We start from the raw sequence: 20,916 nt of genomic DNA on the forward strand, positions 1-20,916 counted from the left end.
CGTTACGCTACTCGGCGGCCTGATGGTAGGCGGGTGCAAACCGGTTCCTGAACCCGGTCAGCACTTTGAGCCGTTCCTGAACCCGGTCAAGTCCGTCGAGAAGGCCTGGGATGACCACCTCGGACGGACGCCGTTGCAAGGACAGGGAGCGCAAGGCTGCCGCCATGCGCTCGGGCGTGCACGGCTCCTTGTAGTCGCTCAGCATGCGCACGAGGCCGAGCCGTTCGGCCTCCACGGCCCGGATGTATTGCTCCAGCCGCGGCCGGGTGCGCGGAACGATGAGGGTAGGCTTGTCGAAGGACAGGGCCTCGCAGAACGTGTTGTAGCCACCCATGGCCACGATCGAGTCGGCCTTCTTCATGAGCCATTCGATCTTGTTGTCGAAGGACATGACGTCGAGCTTCGGCTGCTTAGCGACGCGCTCCACGAAGGAACGGCGCTTGTCCCTATCGATGAAGGGGCCGAAGAGGATCAGCGCAGGCTGCTCGAGATCTGCATCCGCCTCGTAGGCCGAGATCACCCAGTCGATCAGATCGTCCCCGTCGCCGCCGCCGCCGGTGGTGACCAGGATGAAGGGCTGCTTGGTGATCTTCGGGTATTTGGTAAGCGACGGGGTCGGCGGCACGTCCCGGCGAAGATAGCCGGTATAGGTGATCCGGCCTTCCACTTCGGGGGGTAGGTCGAGAGCCTTGAGCGGCTGATACACATCCCTGAGGCCATAGACCCAGATCTCGTGGTAATAGCGGATCAGCGCTGTCCGGGCACCCTTGCGCTCCCATTCCGGAACGAGAAGGGCAGGTTCGTCCATCACGTCGCGGATGCCGAGCACGAGGCGGCAGCCGGTCGCCTGCAGATATTCGAGCGCCGGCACGACTTCGCCGCGAAAGCCCGTCGGCTCCTTGTCGACGATGAACACATCCGGCTGGAAGGCCTTGGCGGCCTGGAGAATGAGTGCCTGCCTCAGGCCAACCGCCTCGTCCAGGTCCACGTTGAGGTTGAGGCTGCGGTAATCACCGTCCGGCAGCTTCGTGACGCCAGGGATGCGGATGTAATCAACGCCGCTCTCGAACTCGAAATTGCCGATGACGGGCGAGCCCGAGATGATGATCACCGAGGTGCCCGGCTGCTCCTCCACGATGGCATTCGCCAGCGCACGGGACCGGCGCAAATGCCCGAGCCCGAAGGTATCGTGGCTATAGATGAGGACCCTTGCGCCCTGGAAGGGCTTGACCAAAGGTGAGCCTGTGTCTGTTTCCGCATCTTCCATGCAGGCTTCCCTTGGCGGGGGAGAAAATCGGTTGATGGAACGTTGGTTGACGTTAGGCCAGCTACGGCTAACCTTGCAATAGCCCCCTCGTCAAACTATGGCGGTGCCCCAGAACGGAAAGAGGTAGGCACAGGTAATTGAAGATGGCATCGTTGCGCTGATGGAAAAGAGCCTGTTCCGGTACATCTGGACACATTCGAAGCGCGACCAGATGATCGTCTGCGCCGTTGTGCTGGCGTCGCTGCCTTTCTACTTCATGTCCCTGGACCTGCCGCGACAGATCGTGAACCAGGCCATTCAGGGCGAGGCCTTCAGGGACGGCAACACGACAGCCCCCTTCCTCGCACTCAAGTACGATTGGCCCGCCTGGCTGGGGGGCGGCACCCTCGAACTGTTCGAAGGCTTCCAGGTCAGCCGTTTGGGCCTTCTCATGGGCCTCTCCTTCGTCTTCCTGTTCTTCGTCATCGTGAACGGGGCCTTCAAGTACTGGATCAACGTCTCCAAGGGCATATTGGGCGAGCGGATGCTCAGGCGCATGCGCTTCGACCTGTTCTCCATGGTCCTTCGGTTTACCCCGGAAGCGCTGCGGACCGTCAAATCCTCGGAGACGGCAACGATCGTCAAGGATGAGGTGGAGCCGATCGGCGGCTTCATCGGGGACGCCTTCATCACTCCGGTCTTCCTGGGCACCCAGGCCATTACCGCGCTCGTGTTCATCATGGTGCAGAATGCCTGGCTCGGCTTGATCGCTCTGGCCGTGATCGCAGTGCAGTTCACGATCATTCCGCGGTTGCGGCGCGCGTTGCTGCGCCTGGGCAAGCAGCGTCAGCTGGCCTCCCGGCAGCTCGCCGGGCGCATTGCCGAAGTGCTCGACGGGATTGAGGTCGTGCATGTGCACAATGCCTATAAATGGGAAAGAGCCGAAATCGGGCACCGCCTCTTCAATCTCTTCTTCATCCGATTGGAGATCTACAACCGGAAATTCTTCGTCAAAGCCCTCAACAATTTCCTGGCTCAACTGACCCCCTTCTTCTTCTACGCCATCGGCGGCTATTTCGCCCTTCGCGGCACCCTCGATATCGGCCAGCTCGTTGCCGTCATCGCAGCCTATCGCGAATTGCCGCCGCCCCTGAAGGAGCTGATCGACTGGGATCAGCTGCGTCTCGATGTTCAGGTGAAATACGATCAGGTCACCCAGCATTTTGCCGAGGAGAGACTGGGGCCGTTGCTTGAAGACCGCGAGCCGGCAACGGAGGATCAGCCTCTGATAGGTCCGCTCCTCGGTGAGGAGATCCAGATCGCCGGACCTCACGGAGACATGATCATCGAGGGAGGGGCTTTCGAGGTCGAGCTGCCCGCGAGCGTGGCGCTGATCTCGAACGGAGGGGCTGCCGCCGGCATCCTGGCGCGCATCCTCGCCCGACGAAGCCTGGAGTTCAGCGGCAGGATCCGGATCGGCGAGCGTGATCTAGCGCAGATTCCCATCTCCGTCGTCGGACGCAGGATCGCCTATGCGGGCGTGGATCCGATCCTTTTCCCGGGCAGCATCCGCGATAACCTGGTCTATGGCCTCCGCTCCAGGCCTCTCGGCAAGCTGAAGGAGGACAAGCCGGAGATGGATCGCCGGATCGCCGAGGCGCTCAGAACCGGCAATCCGATCGAGAGTATCGCGGACCAGTGGGTCGATTACGAACGTCTCGGCGTGAAGGACGAGAATGATCTCGACCGCATCCTCCTTGAGCTCATGGACAGGATCGGCATGGGCGACACGATCTATCTGTTCGGCCTGGCCGGCAGGATTGACCCGGAGCGCCATACGACCCTCGCCGAGCGCCTTGTCGAAGCACGGCACCGCCTTCGGGAAACCTTCCAGTCCAACGGCATGTCCGATCTGGTCGAACCCTTCGATCCGGGGCGCTATAACAGCCAGGCGACCATCGCCGAGAACCTTCTCTTCGGTGTGCCGGTCTCGGATGCGTTCAGGGGGCGCAACCTTGCCGAAAATGCTCAGTTCCGCGGTGCCATGGACAGGGCGGTGCTGACGGATGAACTCGTCCGCATGGGCCTCCAGATCGCGGAGACCATGACCGAGATCTTCGAGGGGCTGCCGCCCGGCCATTCCCTGTTCGAGCAGTTCTCCTTCATCGGCGCGGAGGAGCTGCCGGAGTTCGAGGCTATCCTGCGTCGCCACGGCCGTGGCGAGGGCAGCCTGAAACGGGAGGATCGGACGCGCCTCCTGTCGCTGCCCCTGGCCTATATCGAAGCCCGGCATCGCTTGGGTCTTCTCGACGACGCGATGATGAGCCGGATTGTCGAGGCACGAAGTCTCGTCCATGCGGTTCTCGAAGAGGCCGGCTCCGAGGGCGTCGAGTTCTACGATCCCGAGAGGATCTGCGCTGCGGCGCCCCTGAGGGACAACCTCCTCTTCGGCCGCGTCAGCTATCAGGTGGCCAATGCCCGCGCCCGGGTAGCCGAAGCGGTTGCGACGGTCGTCCGCGAACTGGAGCTGAAGGAGGAGGTCGAGAAAATCGGCCTGGATTATCAGGTCGGCACGGCGGGCAGGCTTCTGTCGCCGCAGGAACGGGCGAGCGTCAATCTCGTCCGCTGCCTTGTGAAACGACCCGATATTCTCGTGGTCGATGGGGCGCTCGCACCCTTCGACGAGGCGCGCAGCCAGCAGCTGGTGCAGCTGCTCCTCGAACTCTTCGATCAACAAAGCCTGTTCATGGTCCTGCCGAATGATCGACAGGCCGGTGACTTCGATGTTCAGATGCGGTTCCGCGACGGACAGATCATAACCAATAAGACGGCCGCTTCGGCCCCGAGGGCTTCCACGCCCGAGCCGGACGCCGCCCAGAGGATAGCAGGAGAGGTGGCATGACCCTTGAGACGGAAGTTCAGTCCTTGCGGCAGGTCCCGATGTTCCGGGATGTCGATCCCGCCCGCCTGAAGCTTCTCGCCTTCACGAGCGAGCGGGTGCAGTTCGCCGGGGGACAGCGGTTCTTCTCGCAGGGCGACCCGTCCGATGCGGCTTACGTGATCCTCGACGGTCGGGCCAGCGTGCTGCTCAACACCCCGGGCGGGGATATCCAGGTGGCCGAACTGGGAAGCAATGCCCTGGTGGGAGAGATGGGAATCCTCTCCGATACGCCTCGGTCAGCCACGATCATGGCGGCGGAGCCGACGACGGCCCTGCGAATCGACAAGCGGGTTTTCCTGGAGCTCCTGGCCCAGTTTCCCCAGATGTCCCTGGCCATCATGCGCGAACTGGCGAAGCGGCTTGAGCGGACCAACGCCCAGCTTGTCGCCCAGTCATCCTCCTAAATTTCCGGGAACTTTAACGATTTTTCGGGGAAAACATCGGTTACGCTTAGCCAAAAGATAACATTTACGGCCAAGCTGTCCGATTCTCGACACAACTACCCGTCAACCCTTGTCCCAGAATGAGACAAGGGAAGGCCCGACAAACAACCGGGCTGTGCGGGATAAGTGATGATGAGTAACGCGAGAACGCTGCTATGCGCAGTTCCGCAGCCTGCTGCAGATGTGCGCAAGACTGGAAATCGTCGCCTCTCACTCCACCTTGCCCTGGCCGCAGGCCTGATCATGGGCCTCCAGGGCCTCACGGCCGGACCGGCTGCCGTGGCCACCCTCCCAAGCGCCCTGCTGGCCAGACCCTCCGCCATGGCGCAGGTGCAGCAGGAGGTCACCGGCTCGGTGGTCATGGCTTCCATGGACTTCACGCCGAAGCTCGCCAAGGATCCGGGCCTCTTCAATGCCATCCTCGATGGAGCTTTCTCCTTCGTGAAGCCGCACGCTCCAAAGCCGGCGTCTCCGACGTCGGCGGAAGTAGAGAGAGGGGATCCGGACGAGCTGATCCCCTTCAATGGCCGCACCGTCCCGCGCTGGCTGGTGCATTCCCTCCTCAAGGCCGCCCATGCAACGGGCGTCGACCCTGTCTACATGATGACCCTCGCCGACGTGGAATCGAGCCTCTCGCCGGAAGCCAAGGCGCCCACCTCCTCGGCCCAGGGGCTGTTTCAGTTCATCGACAGCACCTGGATCGAGACCGTGTACCAGCACGCCGCCGATTACGGGTTCAAGGCAGCGTCGGATGCCATCCGCTACGTCAACGGCGAGCTCTCGGTCGAGGGCAAGGACCGCGAATGGATCATGAGCCTGCGCACGGATCCCTATTTCTCCGCGCTGATGGCCGGTGAGCTGATCAAGGACGTGGAGCGTGCGCTGCAGGCCCAGGGCGAGCGGGAACTGGCGGAGGCGGAACTCTATCTGGCTCACTTCCTGGGGGCATCCAGTGCGGTGCGTTTCCTCGAGGTCCTGGACCAGGATCCGAACATGAAGGCCTCCAAGCTCTTCCCGAAGGCGGCGCGGGCCAACGCGGGCCTGTTCATGGACGGCAAGGGCCGCAAGCGCCGTCCCGTGAGCGTTGCCGAGCTCTACAACAAGATCGACTCGAAGATCGTCCGCCGCCTCGATCGCTACGAAGGTATCGGCCCCTACCTTGCGGAGATCTCACGGCAGGCTGAGCGCACGGCGGAAGCAAGCCCGGTTCTCCAGTAGTACTTCGCAAAGCCGATCTGAATCCGCCGGCTCTAGAGCCGGCGGATTCTTAAGAAGCATCAGATCATATATAAAGGTTAGCTCTTACTTTCACCCGTTTGAGATAACGAAGTGCAAGTCTTGAACAATGACTTTGCCTTTTCCACCTGTGGCACTTGCAAGCTCCTGATCCGTCAAAACGATCACAGGCTTTTTTACAGGGATCTTCTTCTTCACGTTACATTCCTCGCCAGCATAAGTCCTCTACAGGCTGTAAAGGTTTCTATGCAACTTTATAACGTATAAATTATTGTATATGGAGTAAAGACAATAAAAACAGGCAGGCGTGGGTCCTCACCCAATCGCGCTGATCGCTGAAGATGGTGAAACGGGCAGCGACTGCATGTGAACGAAGTCTCCCTTCGCCAGATAGGTCAGCTCCTCCCGGGTGGAGGTCCGCCCCAGGACAGGATTCCGGTGCGGGAAACGGCCGAAGCGGGAAATCACGTCCAGATTGGCCTTGGCCTGACCGAGCGAGAACTGCCAGACCGGCTTGAGATGCTCGGGCGCTTCGTCGATGGCCCGCTCCGAGATGGCAACGATGTGCCTCATCCGCTCCCGGTGGTCAGGACCTTCGGCATGGGTGAGGGGGAGCAGATGGAAGAACCTCTCGTAGGGGCTCGTCAGAGCATCGTAGTGCCCGTTCCGGAACCCTTGCTCCGCAAGGCTCAAGGCGTCCCCATCCGACGAGTAGGCCTCGGCTGTCCCTGCGAACAGACCGCGCGGGAATTGATCCAGCACGACAATCAGGGACAGGCGCCCGCGCGGCGTCTCCGACCAGTGTTCCAGCCGGCCGGCTCTGGCGGCCCGGACCACAGGCTCAAAACGCGCCAGTTCCGTACTGGCTCCGCCCCGCATCCACCAGGCGAGCATCTGCCAGTGGGCTGCGATGTCGGCGTTTGAGAGATCGACCGGGAACCAGAAGCGGTAGACCTGTTGCCAGTCCATGCGAGATGACATCGGCTCCTCCCTCAAGGATCTCCGATGTTATCCTTTGCGGGCTTTTCCCGATGTGACCTGGATCACATGGAGAGTAGCCGGCAGGCTTCAAAACGCCTTGAAGGTGATGATGGTGTGCGTGTCCGCGATCTCGGGGATGATCTGGACGTTCTCGGCGATGAAGTGGCCGATATCCACGTCGTCATCCACGTGGAACTTGGCGAGAATGTCGTAATTGCCGGCTGTCGAGTAGATCTCCGACGCGATTTCCCGGTCCGCGAGAGCGTTCGCGACGGCATAGGTCTTGCCCAGCTTGCATTTGATCTCGACGAAGAAGGTCTGCATGGGCCGCTCCAGGTGGCGCTGTCTTGAGATGCCTCTCATGGCATCGGGAAGGCCGGCGCGCAAGACGGTCTCTGATCAAGGGTCAAGGGCGTCCGATGCTCACATAGGTGAAACCGTGGCGGCGCATTTCGTCCGGTCGGTAGACGTTGCGCAGGTCTACCACGACGGGAGCGGCCAGGGCGGTCTTCAGGCGGCGCAGATCGAGGGCGCGGAACAGGTCCCACTCGGTCACGAGCACCAGCGCGTCGGCATCTCGCGCGCAATCGTAGGCGTCCGTTGCATAATCCACGTCCGTCAGCATGGCCTTGGCGGCGCCCATGCCTTCCGGGTCGTAGGCCTTCACCCGGGCGCCGGCATCCTGCAGGGCCGTGATGACGTCGATGGAGGGCGCATCGCGCATGTCGTCGGTGTTGGGCTTGAAGGTCAGGCCGAGCACCGCGATGGTCTTGCCCCGCACCGAGCCGCCGCAGGCCGCGATCACCTTGCGCCCCATGGCGCGCTTGCGCTGGCTGTTGACCGCCGCCACCGTCTCCACGATGCGGATCGGTGCCTCGTAATCCTGCGCCGTCTTGATCAGGGCCAGCGTATCCTTCGGGAAGCACGAGCCGCCATAGCCGGGGCCGGCATGGAGGAATTTCGAGCCGATGCGGTTGTCGAGGCCGATGCCGCGGGCCACGTCCTGCACGTTGGCGCCGACCTGCTCGCACAGATCCGCGATCTCGTTGATGAAGGTGATCTTGGTGGCGAGGAACGCATTGGCCGCGTACTTGGTCAGCTCCGCCGTGCGCCGGGACATGGCGAGCAGCGGCGACTGGTTGAGATAGAGCGGGCGGTAGAGATCGGTCATCACGCCCTTGGCGCGCTCGTCTTCGGTGCCGATGACGATGCGGTCCGGGCGCTTGAAATCGGCGATGGCCGCGCCCTCGCGCAGGAATTCGGGGTTCGACACCACGGCGAAATCCGCATCGGGCCGGGTCTCGCGGATGATGCGCTCCACCTCGTCGCCGGTGCCGACCGGGACGGTCGACTTCGTCACGACCACCGTGTAGCCGTCGATCGCCGCGGCGATGTCCCGGGCGGCCTGGTAGACGTAAGTGAGGTCCGCATGGCCGTCGCCGCGCCGGGAGGGTGTGCCCACCGCGATGAACACGGCCTCGGCATTCCGGACGGTGGGGGCTAGATCGGTGGTGAAGGTCAGGCGGCCCTCGCGCACGTTCTTGGCGACAAGATCGGCCAGGCCAGGCTCGAAGATCGGAATCTCGCCCCGGTTGAGGGCCTCGATCTTAGCCGGGTCCTTGTCCACGCAGCAGACCGTATGGCCGAAATCCGCAAAGCAGGCGCCGGAGACCAAGCCCACATAGCCTGCTCCGATCATCGCGACTTGCATCAGGGGCTCCCCGTTGGTTCAAGTCTTGGGTTTAGGATGGTCAAGGCTCAGCTGCAAGCCATCGCCAGCGACGATTTCGGGACCTCTTTTGGGGTTTTGCAACAACGTCCCCTTTGACTTCTGGAGTGAGTACCTCCACAACACCGCCGCTTTTCAAACGGGGCATTGATGGACAATCCATTTCTTGTCGAGGTCACCCGCGGACATCTGGTCGAGTCGCGCCATCGGGGCAGCGTCTCGGTGGTCGATGCGGAGGGGGCCACGGTTCTGTCGATCGGAGATGTGGACCGGCGCGTTTTTCCGCGCTCCGCCGTCAAGGCGCTCCAGGCCATGCCGTTGGTCGAGAGCGGGATCGCGGACAAATACGGCCTGACCGACGAGGAGATCGCGCTCGCCTGCGCCTCCCATTCGGGCGAGCCGGAGCATGTGGCGGCGGCTCAGTCCATGCTCGCCAAGGCGGGGCAGGATGCCGGCTGCCTCGAATGCGGCGTGCATTGGCCCATGGGCGATGCCGCCAACCGCGCCTTGGCCGCAAAGGGCGGGAGGCCCTCCGCCCTGCACAACAACTGCTCCGGCAAGCATGCTGGCTTCATCTGTCTCGCCTGCGGTCACGGCCAGAACCCCAAGGGCTATGTCCTGGCCGATCATCCGGTTCAGCGCAGCATCCGCGAGGCCCTGGAGGACATCACCGGCGCCTGCCATTCGCTCGATAAGAGCGGCATCGACGGGTGCTCGATCCCGACCTACGCGGTGCGTCTCCCATCGCTCGCCTTCGGCTTTGCCCGGTTCGGGTCGGGAATCGGCCTGCCGGGCGAAGGAAAGGCCGCCGCCGCCCGGATCCGCAGGGCCGTGGCGCGCCATCCCTTCATGGTGGCCGGCACCGGCCGCTTCGACACCAGGCTGATGGATCTTTTGGGCGAGCGCGCCTTCGTGAAGGTCGGCGCGGAAGGGGTCTATTGCGGCGCCTTCCCGGAACTCGGCTATGGGATCGCCCTGAAGGCGGATGACGGCAACGCTCGCGCCGCCGAGGCCATGATGGCCGGTCTCGTGCTGCGCCTCCTCCCCTTGAGCCCCGAGGAGCGCCAAGGCGTCGAGGCGCTGGCCCAGCCCGTGCTCAAGAACTGGAACGGGATCGAACTCGGGCAGATCCGCGTCGCACCGGAGATCCTTGGCACGGCCTGACCCGTCGTCAGGCCCGCGGCTGCATCTGCTGGCGGGCCTGGATGAGGTCGTCGGGCCGAAGGCCATGCGCGCCGTGGAACGGCCGGTCGAGCACGGCGACCATGTAGACGACGAGGCCGATGAAGGCCATCAGCACGCCGCCGAGGATGAAGTGGGTCGTCCGCCTCAGGTCGAACAGCCAGAGGGTGAAGACGTTGAGGGCCGCGCCGACCATGACGACGGCCCAGATCACCCTTGGGACGCTGGTTCCTGCCGCCTGCACCCGAAGGCGCCGCTGCTCGATGAACTCGGCGAAGGTTCTCAAGGCCTCGCCGTGGAGCAGGCTTTCCCCAACGTCGCGGTTGGGCCTGAAGCCCAGGAGTTCCTGGCTCAACCGGTCAACCAGCAGCATGCCCGGCGTGGAGACCTGATCGCCCTGCTGGAAGGCCCAGCCGGGGCCGGTCTCCTCATCGACATATTGGAGCAGGGCCTCCGAGAGCGCCGTCCGTGCGGGCTCCGGATAGCCGCTGAACACGCGGTAGAGAGCGACGGCGCTCGATGCCTCCCGTCCGACGGCATCCTGCGCCTTGTTGTAATTCTCGAAGACCGCAATCGAGAGCAGGGCCAGAAGGACCCCGTAGTAGAGCGAGAAGGCGTTCAGGAGCAGTCCGACAACCGTGTTCGCATCCTTTTCCCCACGCAGCAGGCGGCTGACGACAGGCTGCAGCAGCACCGAGCCGATCAGGGTCGGCACCACGAAGATCAGGCAGACGATGACCGCGCCGAGGGGGAGGGGCAGTTGATGCAGCCTGTCGATCACGACGCATTCTGCTCCCGTGCCGGTGAGCCGTTGGGTGTCTCCCGATTGAAGCGATTTTCCAGGACAAGATCAGGTGCAATTCCGGATAGGTCGCAAAACTCGCCTATCAGATCCCCAACAGCTTCACGATCTCGCTCGCCCCGGCATTGGGCGAGAGGGTGCCGTCGGCAATGGCCTTCTCGATCTCCGGCACGCGCTGGCGCAGGGCCGGATCGTGGTGAAGGCGCTCGTGCAGGCGCTCATGGACGAGGGCCCACATCCATTTCGTATCCTGGGCCCGCCGCTTGAAGGCCAGCTCGCCGGTCGCCTCCAGGCGCTTGCGGTGGTCGAGAACCTTGGTCCAGAGCTCGTCGAGGCCTTGGCCGGTTAGTCCTGAAATCGTCATCACAGGAGGCGTCCAGGTCGAGGAGGCGGGGGCCAGGATGTGCAGGGCCGCCTTGTACTCCGCGGCGGCCGCCTTCGCCTTGGCGCCCGCATCGTCCGCCTTGTTGACGGCGATCAGGTCGGCGAGCTCCAGGATGCCTTTCTTGATGCCCTGCAGCTCGTCCCCCGCACCGGGCAGCATGAGGACGAGGAAGAAGTCGGTCAGGTCCGCAACCGCCGTCTCCGACTGTCCGACGCCGACCGTCTCCACCAGGATCACGTCGAACCCGGCGGCCTCGCAGAGCAGCATCGTCTCCCGGGTCTTGGCCGCGACGCCACCGAGGGTGCCGGAGGAGGGCGAGGGGCGGATGAAGGCGCTCGGGTCCACGGCCAGGCGCGCCATCCGGGTCTTGTCGCCGAGGATCGCGCCGCCGGTGCGGGTGGAGGAGGGATCGACGGCGAGCACGGCCACCTTGTGACCCTTCTCCGTGAGCATGGAGCCCAGGGTGTCGATGGTGGTGGACTTGCCCACCCCCGGCACGCCGGTGATCCCGATGCGCACGGCTTTCCCGGTGCGGGGCATCAGCTCCTGGAGAAGCGCCCGCGCCGCCTCGCGATGATCGGGACGGCGCGATTCCATGAGCGTGATGGCGCGCGCCAGCGCCGCGCGGTCGCCGCTGGCGACCATCTCCGCCGTCACTGTCGTCTTTCGAGAGCCCCCGGTCATAGGGGAGCTTTAGCGCATTATGCGGAAAAGTGGACTTGGTTTTCCGCGCGCAACGATGCGTTCCTCAAGAAAAGCAAGAGGAGCGTCCTGGTCGCGCTTTCACCACGTGATCGGGTCCATCCCGATTCTTCCCCAGGCGGGAATCTTGACCGCAGGGCGGCGCAGATCGACCCCGGCGACGAGGCCCATGAAGTCGATCTCGATTCCCTCGATCCAGCCCAGAGCGATGCCGGCATAGCCGCCGAGCGAGATCTGGATGCCGGTCCGGCTCGGGGTGAGGCCCACGATGTCCCGCCAGGGCTGCCAATCCTTGCCCAGCGCCGTGGGCGGCAAGGCCGCGCCGAGTTCGGGAACCGAGCGCATCACATGGGCCACGAAGGTGTTGGAGTTCGGGCCGGGCCAGGCGTTGTAGGCGCCGAAAGTCTGATAGGGGTAGCTCGCCACCGCCTTCCGCACCTGCGGAATCAGGCGTTCGGCCTCGATCCCCTCGATGACGACCACGGGATGGGGCGCATTGCCGAACCAGCGTCCGTCCGGCACCCAGCCGTTGGTTCGCACCGGGCTGCCCCAGCCGACCTTGTCGTAGCGGGTATAGGTGCTGGCGCCGGCCTCCTTCACGACCACCCAGGTGTGGTGTGCGAAGATGCCGCGCCAGCGCCCGACCCGCGCCGCATAGACCGCCACGATGGCCTGAGGCGCTTCGGAGGCTGCCGGCAGGAGTTGCGCGCTCGACCAGTCGGCGCCGCGCCAGTTCGGCGCGATATCCTCGCGCATGGTCCACCAGAGCGCATGAGCCCCCAGGGGAATAAGAAAAAGGGCAACGATGACAAGGAGAATGCGGGAGAGAGCGACGAGCATGGTGTGAAAGTACGTTCGGCCTCGGCCCGCATCAAGGCGCCGAGCCTGCGGCTTCGTTCACCAATGCTTTACCGCGATCCGGCACGAGTGGGGGTTGCAGCACGGTTTTCGCCTTGCGCATGCCATGATCGAGGGCAAGACAGCATGACCTTCCTCATCCCCTCTCGAATCTTAAGGCCCATGCGCTTCTCCTTGTCCCGCCTCGCCCTCGTCTGCCTTGCCGGTTTTGCCCTGTCCGGCTGCGTCGGAGAGGATTCGGCGCTCGTCAGCCCCGCATCCTTCAAGACAGGCATCGAGAAGGATCCCAAGCTGCTTGTCGCGACCACCCGGCTCCCGGTGGGCGATCCGCCCAAGAAACCCTGGTTCAGCAGCGAGCGATCCGCGGACTTGATCTTCGCGGAGGCGCGCCTGACGCCTCCTTCGGATTCGCTCCTCAGCCGCGTGACGGCAAGCGACTGGAGCATCGCGAAGGTGGAGAATGTCGACCGGAGCAACGCGGCGCAGGCCTTCGCGCAAGCCGCTTTCGGCCGCGACCTGCTGCTCTACATCCACGGCTACAAGGAAAGCTTCGAGACGGCCGCAACCTCGACGGTCGATCTCTCAGAAGGCATCAAATTCGCGGGCGTGACCGGCCTCTTCACCTGGCCATCGGCCGCCTCGACCTTCAGCTATGTCGCCGACCGCGAGAGCGCCATGTGGTCCCGCGATTCCCTCGAGGATCTCTTGACTGCCATCGCCAAGACCCCGAGCGGCGGGCGCATCCACATCGTGGCGCACAGCATGGGCACGCTGCTGACGCTGGAGACCCTGCGCATGGTGCGCGCCTCCGGCGGCGAGAGCGCCATGGAGCGCATCGGCGCGGTGGTGCTGGCAGCCCCCGACATCGACATCGATCTTTTCGCCCGCGGCCTGGAGCGGCTGGGATCGGATGCCAAGAAGATCACCGTCATCAGCTCCACCAACGACCGCGCGCTCGCCGTCTCGAGCCGCCTTGCCGGCGGCATCGTGAGGGCAGGAGCGGCGGACCGCGAGCGGCTGGAGGCCTTAGGTGTGCGCGTGGCCGACGCCTCCGAGTTCGGAGGCGGCATCATCAACCACGACCTGTTCCTGTCGAACAGGGAAGTGCAGCAGGTGATCAAGCGGGCCATCGAGCGGTCTTAAAGCCGCTCGATTGCATCGCCCTCAGACGATCAGGAAGTCGTCGTATTTGAGCTGCGCCTTGCTGATGCCGTCGAAGGTGATGGAGCCGCCATCTGCCAGCTTGAACACGGCATCTCCGGATGCATCGTCCTTGATCATCCGGTACAGGCCGGCGAAATTCTTCTGACCGGCAATCGCTTTCGTGATGCGCACCGTGTCGCCGCTGAACGGATCGAAGTCGAGGATGACGTCGTGCCCGGTCGGACCTGTCCGGTAGATGAAGATATCGGCGCCGTCGCCGCCGTTCAGGGTGTCGTTGCCCTTGAGGCCCTCGAGCGTGTCGTTTCCGCCATAACTGAAGATGATGTCGTTGAGAGCGGTTGCGACCTTGTCCCCGACCAGAGAATTGGGTTTCTCGTTGCCTGAAATCGTCGGCTTGATCGTGGGGGCATAGGCACGGATGTAGTCGATCTGGAATTCGGCCGGAAACGAGGTCGTGCCGTCCGGCGCGCCCGGCCAGTTTCCGCCGACGGCGAGGCCTGCGAGCAGGTACATCGGCTCGTTCATGCCGGACGGCGTCGCCATGGAAAACACCTGGGTGCCGTCGAGGTAATAGGTGATCGTCCCCGCGGTCCACAGCGTTCCGTAGCTGTGGAAGCCGTCCGAGAGATCGACGCCGGCTGAAATCCCTTGCGTCTTGAAGGCGTGCTTGCCCGTCGCGTCCTTCCAGTGCGAGCCGACATAATAGGTCGAGGGGTCATGGCCCAGCAGTTCCAGCACGTCGATTTCCGGCGGCCAGTTGCCGCTCTGCGGCAGCAGCCAGAAGGCCGGCCACAAGCCTTGGCCGGATGGAACCTGGGCCGAAATCTCGAAATAGCCGTAGGTCTGCGAAAACGTCCCATAGGTGTTGATGAGCCCCGACACATAGGGCAGGCCGTCCGTCAGGCTCGTATCGGGGGAGGGCTGGGCCGTGATGGTGAGGACACCATCTCCGGATTGGTAAGGATCCTGAGTAATCCGGAATGGATCGAGGCTCGGATAGTGCTGGACGATCGGGGTGGAGCGGTCGGCGAAATACTGCATCTCGCCGTTGCTCGCCAGCGTGCGTCCGCCCCACCAGTACTTCGTGCCCCAGACCGAGGTATCGAGAGTGCTGCCCGTGAACTCGTCAGAAAAGGTCAGCGCATAATCTTCGAGATTAATGGCCATGGGATCCCCGCAATCACTTTAAAAACTCGTCTTGCAGGAAACTTCCCATGCGGAATGTTACCGATCAATGAAGCGGAGGGTCTAATCCGCCCGAGCAGGCGGGATCAGATTCTCCGATTGTTCAGAGGGTTACCGCAGGGTTGACGGGTTTCTGGCCTTGGCGATCCGGGATAGAAATGCGGCGCTATTCGGCTGCCTGTTTCGGGCCGTATCCGAGCCGTCGGTTGAGATCCTCGATGAGATTCACGGCGGCATCGGCGATGACGGTGCCGGGTGGGAAGATCGCCGAGGCGCCGGCCTGATACAGCGCGTCGAAATCCTGCGGCGGGATCACGCCGCCGACCACGATCATGATGTCGTCACGGCCGAACTTGGCGAGTTCGCTTTTCAGTTCCGGCACCAGGGTCAGGTGGCCTGCCGCCAGCGACGAGACGCCGATGATGTGCACATCGTTCTCGATGGCCTGGCGCGCCGCTTCCGCGGGCGTGGCGAAGAGCGGGCCGATATCCACGTCGAAGCCGAGATCCGCAAAGGCCGAAGCGATCACCTTCTGGCCGCGGTCGTGCCCGTCCTGGCCCATCTTGGCGACGAGAATGCGCGGCCGGCGTCCGTCGTCGTGCTCGAACTCTTCCACCAGAGTACGGACCTTCTCCACGGCTGGCGACGCCATGCCGACCTCCCGCTTGTACACGCCCGAAATCGACTTGATCTCGGCCCGGTGACGGCCCCAGACCTTCTCAAGCGCATCGGAAATTTCACCCACGGTCGCCTTGGCACGGGCGGCCTTCACGGCGAGGTCGAGCAGGTTGCCGTTGCCCGCCGCGCCCTGTGACAGGGCATTCAGCGCGGCATCCACATCGGCCTGATTGCGATTGGCTTTGAGGCGCTTGAGCTTCTCGATCTGGCTCGCGCGCACGGCGGCGTTGTCCACTTTGAGAATGTCGATGGAGGCTTCATCCGTCGACTTGAAGCTGTTCATGCCGATGATCTTCTGGTGGCCTGAATCGATGCGCGCCTGCGTGCGGGCGGCGGCCTCCTCGATCTTCAGCTTCGGGATGCCCGCCTCGATGGCCTTGGCCATGCCGCCGAGTTCCTCGACCTCCTGGATATGCGCCCAGGCCTTCTGCGCCAGCTCGTAGGTGAGGCGCTCCACATAGTAGGAGCCGCCCCACGGATCGATGATGCGCGTGGTGCCGCTTTCCTGCTGCAGGAACAGCTGCGTGTTGCGGGCGATGCGGGCCGAGAAGTCGGTGGGCAGCGCCAGTGCCTCGTCGAGCGCATTGGTGTGCAGCGATTGCGTATGCCCTTGCGTTGCCGCCATGGCCTCGATGCAGGTGCGGGTGACGTTGTTGAACACGTCCTGCGCGGTGAGCGACCAGCCGGAGGTCTGCGAATGCGTGCGCAGCGGCAGCGACTTCTCGCTCTGCGGGTTGAAGCCCTTCACGAGCTTGGCCCAGAGGAGGCGCGCGGCCCGCATCTTGGCCACTTCCATGAAGAAGTTCATGCCGACCGCCCAGAAGAACGACAGACGCGGCGCGAACTGGTCGATGGTGAGCCCGGCCGCGATGCCGGCGCGGATGTATTCGACTCCGTCGGCCAGCGTATAGGCGAGCTCCAGGTCCTGCGTCGCGCCCGCCTCCTGCATGTGGTAGCCGGAGATCGAGATCGAGTTGAACTTCGGCATGTTGGCCGAGGTATAGGCGAAGATGTCCGAGATGATGCGCATCGACCCTTTCGGCGGGTAGATGTAGGTGTTGCGCACCATGAATTCCTTGAGGATGTCGTTCTGGATCGTGCCCGACAGCTTGGAAGCGGGAACGCCCTGTTCCTCGGCTGCGACGATGTAAAGGGCGAGGATCGGCAGCACGGCGCCGTTCATGGTCATCGACACGCTCATCTGGTCGAGCGGGATGCCGGCGAACAGCGTGCGCATGTCGTAGATCGAGTCGATGGCGACGCCCGCCATGCCCACATCGCCGGAGACGCGCGGATGGTCGGAATCGTAGCCGCGATGGGTGGCGAGGTCGAAGGCCACCGACAGGCCCTTCTGGCCGGCCGCGAGGTTGCGGCGGTAGAAGGCATTGGAGTCCTCAGCCGTGGAGAAGCCGGCATACTGGCGCACGGTCCAGGGCTGGTTGACGTACATGGTGGGGTAGGGACCGCGCAGGAACGGAGCGATGCCCGGATAGGTATCGAGGAAATCGAGCCCGGCACGGTCTTCGGGGCCATAAGCACCCTTCACCGCAATCCCCTCCGGCGTCAGCCAGGGCTCGACAGCCTGCTTCGAGGAAGATGCCAGGGGAGCATCAGTGAAAGCGACGCTCGAAAAATCCGGGATGCTGGTCATGGGTTGAAGCGGATGCCCTTGCCGGTGAAAACGGATCGAATGGGGGCTATTCTAGGGCATCCGCCAACGCGATGCTATCGGCGCATGGTTGGAGAGCTTGAGCAGATGCCTATGCTCGTCATCGCCGGCCTTGTGCCGGTGATCTCGATTGCGTCGAGCGCCGCGCTTTTCCTTATCGAGATGGCCGGGACCGATCCCCGGATCAAGTCCGGGGACGGCCATGACGCGGGAGGATCTCACCCTCGCTTCTCGGCATTCCAGAAGCCCGAGCAGACCCGTCCGCCGGAGGTCGTCCAGGTGCCGCGGCCTGTGCTGCCGGCGAGCCGGCCGGAGACGTTCGCCCGGTCCTGGCCGCGGGAAATGCTGGCTGCGACCGAGCCGTTCTGCTGCACCCGGCCGTTCACGTTGAAGTTTTCCGGACCGCCATAGCGGACCTGGCCGTTCTGGACGACAACCGCATAGCGGTAGGCCCGGTCGCAGGTGCCCTTCTCGGTGACGACCTCCACGCTCCAGTTGCCGTCGAACCGGTTCGTCTGGGCTTGGGCCTGGGGAGCCGCCACAAGGGCTACCATGGCGGCCCCGCCAAGCCAGGAAAGGCTACGCATCAGACACTCCCTGAACACGATGAATTGGTTGAACCAACGTGGGTGTTTCGGGCGGAGTTCCTCTTCATGGCGAGCAGTCGCAGGCGCAAAAAAACCGCCGCACCGGGTGATGCAGCGGCTTGAGAAAGGCGCGGCTGATCAGCTGCGAGCCACGCTGGAGCGCTTCTGGGCATTCCAGCGGCCGGAGCAGCCGTAAGAGTCGACCTTCCAGACGCCCGAACCGGCCTGGCCCGCCAAGCTGCCCGAGGCTTCAGCCTTCGCGGAGCTGCGGCGGATATCGAGGCTGACGGCGCCATCGGTGGCGATCTGTCCGCTGATCTGAGCCGGGGTCTCGCCGGGATTGCCGTGGTAGCGGACATTCCCCTTCTCGACCGTGATGGCATAGGTGTTGGTGCCGCAGATGCCGGACTCCGTCACCATCTGCACCTGCCAGGTGCCGTCGTGCTTGTCCGTGGGGGCGGCAAAGGCCGCACCGCTGCAAATCATGCCGAGGCTGAGGGCCACAGCCGTCGTCTTCGTGAAAGTCATAACCGTGATCCTCCCGGACCTTCAAGGACCGGGAGAAAACCCCACGGTCAGGCCATGCTCCCGTTGAGAGCCTCGCTCAGGACCTTGAGGGTGTCGCACCCGGCAAATACGAAAGTGCTGATGCCTGACCCGACAAGCTCTTGTTCATCTTCTCCGGGACGGCCAGCCAGAAAAATAAGTTTCGATCCGGCTTCATGCAAGGTACGTGCTGTCGCAGGAGCGTGAGTTTTATATATTTCATCAGTGGAGCAGATGCATGAAAGCTTGGCGTTGCTTTGAAGATAAGCTGTCTTAATGCTCTCCTGATCCGTTAATCCATCGTTCATGACGGCTTCTATTCCACCCGCTTCGAAGAAGTTCTTCGCAAAGGTTGCGCGGGCCGTGAAGGCTGCAGCGGATCCAAGGTTGGCCAGGAACACCTTTGGCCTGGATCCCGTTCGGGCGAGATGCTCATCCGAGAGGTCGCGCAGGCGCTCGAAGGGTTCGGCCGTGCGGATCGATGGCAGCGGAGCGATGCCGACCGGGCTCGGTCCTGCAGCCGTGCCGACGAGTTCGGACAAGCTCGTTCCTCGTCCCGCCATCTGCACCAGGGTGGTGAAGGATGTCTCTGGTGTGGACGTTGTGCCGTCCTGCCCTCTCCCGCCTTGTGGGGGAGCGTTGGAGAGGGGGGTGTCGGCGCTTCGTTGGTCCAGTCCTGCGCCCGCACCCCCAGCCCTGGCCCCTCCCCACAAGGGCGAGGGGAAGAGGACGCCCACATCCGCCTCATCGATGTTGGGGAACTCGCTCGTGCCGGTGATCGGCTCCTTGCGGGTGGCGACGGCCTTTTCGCGCTGCGCCCGGACGGCAGCGATCCGGGCCTGCAGCGCGTCGCCCTTCAGGCTTTCCAGGATGCCGCCCTCGCGCTCAATCTCCTGGAACAGTGCCCACGCCCTTTCGCAGAGCGCATCGGTGAGGGCCTCGAACCCGCCTGCGCCCGCCGCGGGATCGGCCACGCGGGCGAGGTTGGATTCGTCGAGCAGAATGGCTTGCGTGTTGCGCGCGACGCGGCGGGCGAAGGCATCGGGCAGGCCGAGCGCGGCCGTGAAGGGCAGCACCGTGATCGCATCCGCCCCGCCGAGCCCGGCGGAAAAGGCCGCGACCGTGGTGCGCAGCATGTTCACCCATGGGTCCCGCCGCGTGGTCATGCGCCAGGCGGTTTCCGCATGCAGGCGGATCGGCCTCGGCTCCAAGGCGCAGACCTGCTCGACCCGCGCCCAGAGGCGGCGCAAGGCTCGCAGCTTGGCGATGGTGAGGAACTCGTCCGCATCGGCCACGAGCAGGAAGGAGAGTGTCCGCCGTGCCGCATCGAGCGAGTGACCCTGCGCTTCGAGAGCGCGCAGGTAGCCGAGACCCGTCGCCAGCACGGCTGCAAGCTCCTGCGCCTCGCTGGCACCGGCCTCGTGATAGACGCGCCCGTCGGCCAGGAAAGCACGGCCGGCGAAGCCCTGGGCCGTCAGGTGACGGAGCGTATCGCCCATGCGCCGTGCCATGACCTCCCAGGAGGCTGACATCCGGCCCGTGGCCGCCATGGCACTGAGCGGATCGAGGCCGAGATCGAGGGACAGCTCGGAGAGCTTGTGGCCGCGCCGTTCTGCCAGGGCCAGCACCAGCGCGGCCATCTGTCGGCCGTGCCCGCCCGCATCGACGCGCAGGTGAATGAGGTCGAGCATCACGCCCGACAGCGTCCTTTCGAGATCGTCGATGCTGTCGATCCGCACGCCGAAGCCGCGTGCGGCGGGGGCACTGCGAGTGACGAGAGCGAGGGCATCGGCGCCGCCTTCGAGATCGAGGAGCGCCAGCTCATTGGCCTTTTCCGGATCGGGATGGTCGACCCGCTGCGACACGCGCCAGCGGCCGGCCTGCTCCCGTGCAATGGGGGTGGAGCCTTCCGCTTTCGGGTACAGCGGCTGGATGGCGATGCCGTCATGGCTGCGGGCGACGAGCTTCTTCTGGAAGTCGGCGCCCTTCAGCACGCCATCGACCAGCTTGAGCCATTGCTCGCGAGTGGCTTGCGGAAAATCGGCGGCGAGAGAGAGATCGTCCATGGAGGCCTCGTCCGGAGGAGGGCTGCGCGAATAGCGCGGACAATACCGGCACGAGAGGATGGTGGGAATGCCCCAAAGGATGGGTGCGGGATCGACGTAAAGCGACCCGGTCCAGGTATGACGGTTGCTGTTATCCCCGGCGAGTGTCAGCGAGGGAAGGGGATTGACATGCACATCCGGTGCTGTGGATTCCCCTCCACTACGCGTCCTTCCGGGAATGACACTGATCCGTCGTGACACCCTCCCCCGTCATCCCCGGACTTGGTCCGGGGATCCCCGTCTTTGTCTTCCATTCCCCCTCATCCTGGGGAGCAGACGCAGTCTGCGTCTCGAAGGAGGTTTCAGTGGTTCTCCCTCCCCCCTCTGCGGGGGAGGGTGGCGAACGAAAGTGAGCCGGGAGAGGGGGCGTCATCGGTCTCGCACCGCCCCTCTCCCGACTCTCGCTGACGCGAGGGCCACCCTCTCCCGCACAGGGGAGAGGGCAGGTGGCGCGTTCTCATTTTGTTCTTGACAATC

Annotated in this window: 18 protein-coding genes; 5 read left to right on the top strand and 13 right to left on the bottom strand. The window is 64.0% G+C overall.

The window, feature by feature from the left end; translation table 11 throughout:
- Positions 1-7: 7 nt before the first annotated feature.
- Positions 8-1,267, bottom strand: coding sequence for a glycosyltransferase family protein (locus ILT44_RS20465; RefSeq protein WP_204241468.1), 1,260 nt, complete (start codon positions 1,265-1,267; stop codon positions 8-10).
- 160 nt (positions 1,268-1,427) lie between these two features.
- Here ILT44_RS20465 and ILT44_RS20470 point away from each other — a divergent pair, with 160 nt between their 5' ends.
- The 3 genes from ILT44_RS20470 (at position 1,428) to ILT44_RS20480 (ending at position 5,848) form a co-directional block, all read left to right on the top strand.
- Positions 1,428-4,148 carry an ABC transporter transmembrane domain-containing protein gene (locus tag ILT44_RS20470; protein ID WP_204241469.1) on the top strand — a complete coding sequence of 907 codons (2,721 nt, stop codon included), beginning with the start codon at positions 1,428-1,430 and terminating at the stop codon, positions 4,146-4,148.
- Positions 4,145-4,591, top strand: coding sequence for a Crp/Fnr family transcriptional regulator (locus ILT44_RS20475; RefSeq protein WP_036359417.1), 447 nt, complete (start codon positions 4,145-4,147; stop codon positions 4,589-4,591). The genes ILT44_RS20470 and ILT44_RS20475 overlap by 4 nt, the downstream gene beginning before the upstream one ends.
- A 171-nt stretch (positions 4,592-4,762) precedes the next feature.
- The gene (locus ILT44_RS20480; RefSeq protein WP_204241470.1) at positions 4,763-5,848 is read left to right on the top strand and encodes a transglycosylase SLT domain-containing protein; all 1,086 of its coding nucleotides are present in this window, start codon (positions 4,763-4,765) and stop codon (positions 5,846-5,848) included.
- A gap of 90 nt (positions 5,849-5,938) precedes the next feature.
- Here ILT44_RS20480 and ILT44_RS31505 read toward each other — a convergent pair whose 3' ends face one another.
- The 4 genes from ILT44_RS31505 to ILT44_RS20495 form a co-directional block, all read right to left on the bottom strand.
- Positions 5,939-6,064: a hypothetical protein gene (locus tag ILT44_RS31505; protein WP_255549784.1), complete on the bottom strand. Its 126-nt coding sequence runs from the start codon at positions 6,062-6,064 to the stop codon at positions 5,939-5,941.
- Between the two features lie 117 nt (positions 6,065-6,181).
- Positions 6,182-6,847, bottom strand: a complete 666-nt coding sequence (locus tag ILT44_RS20485) for a DUF924 family protein (protein ID WP_204241471.1) — start codon at positions 6,845-6,847, stop codon at positions 6,182-6,184.
- A gap of 87 nt (positions 6,848-6,934) precedes the next feature.
- Positions 6,935-7,171 (bottom strand): Lrp/AsnC ligand binding domain-containing protein, encoded by a 237-nt coding sequence (locus ILT44_RS20490; RefSeq protein WP_204241472.1) that lies wholly within the window; start codon positions 7,169-7,171, stop codon positions 6,935-6,937.
- Between the two features lie 82 nt (positions 7,172-7,253).
- On the bottom strand, positions 7,254-8,558 hold the full coding sequence (locus ILT44_RS20495; RefSeq protein ID WP_204241473.1) for a UDP-glucose dehydrogenase family protein: 1,305 nt from the start codon (positions 8,556-8,558) through the stop codon (positions 7,254-7,256).
- 168 nt (positions 8,559-8,726) lie between these two features.
- Here ILT44_RS20495 and ILT44_RS20500 point away from each other — a divergent pair, with 168 nt between their 5' ends.
- On the top strand, positions 8,727-9,740 hold the full coding sequence (locus tag ILT44_RS20500) for an asparaginase (RefSeq protein WP_204241474.1): 1,014 nt from the start codon (positions 8,727-8,729) through the stop codon (positions 9,738-9,740).
- A 7-nt stretch (positions 9,741-9,747) separates the two neighbouring features.
- Here ILT44_RS20500 and ILT44_RS20505 read toward each other — a convergent pair whose 3' ends face one another.
- The 3 genes from ILT44_RS20505 to ILT44_RS20515 all read right to left on the bottom strand — a co-directional run bounded on the left by ILT44_RS20505 (position 9,748) and on the right by ILT44_RS20515 (position 12,487).
- Positions 9,748-10,539, bottom strand: a complete 792-nt coding sequence (locus ILT44_RS20505; protein ID WP_204241475.1) for a bestrophin-like domain — start codon at positions 10,537-10,539, stop codon at positions 9,748-9,750.
- 106 nt (positions 10,540-10,645) lie between these two features.
- The gene (gene meaB, locus ILT44_RS20510) at positions 10,646-11,629 is read right to left on the bottom strand and encodes a methylmalonyl Co-A mutase-associated GTPase MeaB (protein ID WP_204241476.1); all 984 of its coding nucleotides are present in this window, start codon (positions 11,627-11,629) and stop codon (positions 10,646-10,648) included.
- Positions 11,630-11,728: 99 nt separating this feature from the next.
- A complete protein-coding gene (locus tag ILT44_RS20515; protein WP_204241477.1) occupies positions 11,729-12,487 on the bottom strand; it encodes a DUF3750 domain-containing protein in 759 nt (252 codons plus the stop codon).
- A gap of 144 nt (positions 12,488-12,631) precedes the next feature.
- On the opposite strand from ILT44_RS20515, the gene ILT44_RS20520 reads away from it, so the two are divergent.
- A complete protein-coding gene (locus tag ILT44_RS20520) occupies positions 12,632-13,648 on the top strand; it encodes an alpha/beta hydrolase (protein ID WP_204241478.1) in 1,017 nt (338 codons plus the stop codon).
- A gap of 21 nt (positions 13,649-13,669) precedes the next feature.
- On the opposite strand, the gene ILT44_RS20525 is transcribed toward ILT44_RS20520, so the two are convergent.
- The 5 genes from ILT44_RS20525 to ILT44_RS20545 all read right to left on the bottom strand — a co-directional run bounded on the left by ILT44_RS20525 (position 13,670) and on the right by ILT44_RS20545 (position 20,400).
- Complete coding sequence (locus ILT44_RS20525; RefSeq protein ID WP_204241479.1) at positions 13,670-14,836, bottom strand: family 16 glycosylhydrolase; 1,167 nt, start codon at positions 14,834-14,836, stop codon at positions 13,670-13,672.
- 184 nt (positions 14,837-15,020) lie between these two features.
- A complete protein-coding gene (gene scpA / locus ILT44_RS20530) occupies positions 15,021-17,183 on the bottom strand; it encodes a methylmalonyl-CoA mutase (RefSeq protein WP_204241480.1) in 2,163 nt (720 codons plus the stop codon).
- Positions 17,184-17,419: 236 nt separating this feature from the next.
- A complete protein-coding gene (locus tag ILT44_RS20535; protein ID WP_204241481.1) occupies positions 17,420-17,788 on the bottom strand; it encodes a hypothetical protein in 369 nt (122 codons plus the stop codon).
- A gap of 138 nt (positions 17,789-17,926) precedes the next feature.
- On the bottom strand, positions 17,927-18,316 hold the full coding sequence (locus ILT44_RS20540) for a hypothetical protein (RefSeq protein WP_204241482.1): 390 nt from the start codon (positions 18,314-18,316) through the stop codon (positions 17,927-17,929).
- A 47-nt stretch (positions 18,317-18,363) separates the two neighbouring features.
- Positions 18,364-20,400, bottom strand: a complete 2,037-nt coding sequence (locus ILT44_RS20545) for a methylmalonyl-CoA mutase subunit beta (protein ID WP_204241483.1) — start codon at positions 20,398-20,400, stop codon at positions 18,364-18,366.
- Positions 20,401-20,916: the final 516 nt, after the last annotated feature.

This window comes from Microvirga arvi (assembly GCF_016892765.1).
Taxonomy (GTDB): domain Bacteria; phylum Pseudomonadota; class Alphaproteobacteria; order Rhizobiales; family Beijerinckiaceae; genus Microvirga; species Microvirga arvi.

What these genes read in the sequence shown, in the direction of transcription:
- ILT44_RS20485 (WP_204241471.1), bottom strand. Translation starts at nt 6,847, where the DNA reads ATGTCATCTCGCATGGACTGGCAACAGGTCTACCGCTTCTGGTTCCCG.
- ILT44_RS20515 (WP_204241477.1), bottom strand. Translation starts at nt 12,487, where the DNA reads ATGCTCGTCGCTCTCTCCCGCATTCTCCTTGTCATCGTTGCCCTTTTT.
- scpA (WP_204241480.1), bottom strand. Translation starts at nt 17,183, where the DNA reads ATGACCAGCATCCCGGATTTTTCGAGCGTCGCTTTCACTGATGCTCCC.
- ILT44_RS20520 (WP_204241478.1), top strand. Translation starts at nt 12,632, where the DNA reads ATGACCTTCCTCATCCCCTCTCGAATCTTAAGGCCCATGCGCTTCTCC.
- ILT44_RS20540 (WP_204241482.1), bottom strand. Translation starts at nt 18,316, where the DNA reads ATGACTTTCACGAAGACGACGGCTGTGGCCCTCAGCCTCGGCATGATT.
- ILT44_RS20525 (WP_204241479.1), bottom strand. Translation starts at nt 14,836, where the DNA reads ATGGCCATTAATCTCGAAGATTATGCGCTGACCTTTTCTGACGAGTTC.
- meaB (WP_204241476.1), bottom strand. Translation starts at nt 11,629, where the DNA reads ATGACCGGGGGCTCTCGAAAGACGACAGTGACGGCGGAGATGGTCGCC.
- ILT44_RS20480 (WP_204241470.1), top strand. Translation starts at nt 4,763, where the DNA reads ATGAGTAACGCGAGAACGCTGCTATGCGCAGTTCCGCAGCCTGCTGCA.
- ILT44_RS20465 (WP_204241468.1), bottom strand. Translation starts at nt 1,267, where the DNA reads ATGGAAGATGCGGAAACAGACACAGGCTCACCTTTGGTCAAGCCCTTC.
- ILT44_RS20475 (WP_036359417.1), top strand. Translation starts at nt 4,145, where the DNA reads ATGACCCTTGAGACGGAAGTTCAGTCCTTGCGGCAGGTCCCGATGTTC.
- ILT44_RS20470 (WP_204241469.1), top strand. Translation starts at nt 1,428, where the DNA reads ATGGAAAAGAGCCTGTTCCGGTACATCTGGACACATTCGAAGCGCGAC.
- ILT44_RS20535 (WP_204241481.1), bottom strand. Translation starts at nt 17,788, where the DNA reads ATGCGTAGCCTTTCCTGGCTTGGCGGGGCCGCCATGGTAGCCCTTGTG.
- ILT44_RS20490 (WP_204241472.1), bottom strand. Translation starts at nt 7,171, where the DNA reads ATGCAGACCTTCTTCGTCGAGATCAAATGCAAGCTGGGCAAGACCTAT.
- ILT44_RS20500 (WP_204241474.1), top strand. Translation starts at nt 8,727, where the DNA reads ATGGACAATCCATTTCTTGTCGAGGTCACCCGCGGACATCTGGTCGAG.
- ILT44_RS20495 (WP_204241473.1), bottom strand. Translation starts at nt 8,558, where the DNA reads ATGCAAGTCGCGATGATCGGAGCAGGCTATGTGGGCTTGGTCTCCGGC.
- ILT44_RS20545 (WP_204241483.1), bottom strand. Translation starts at nt 20,400, where the DNA reads ATGGACGATCTCTCTCTCGCCGCCGATTTTCCGCAAGCCACTCGCGAG.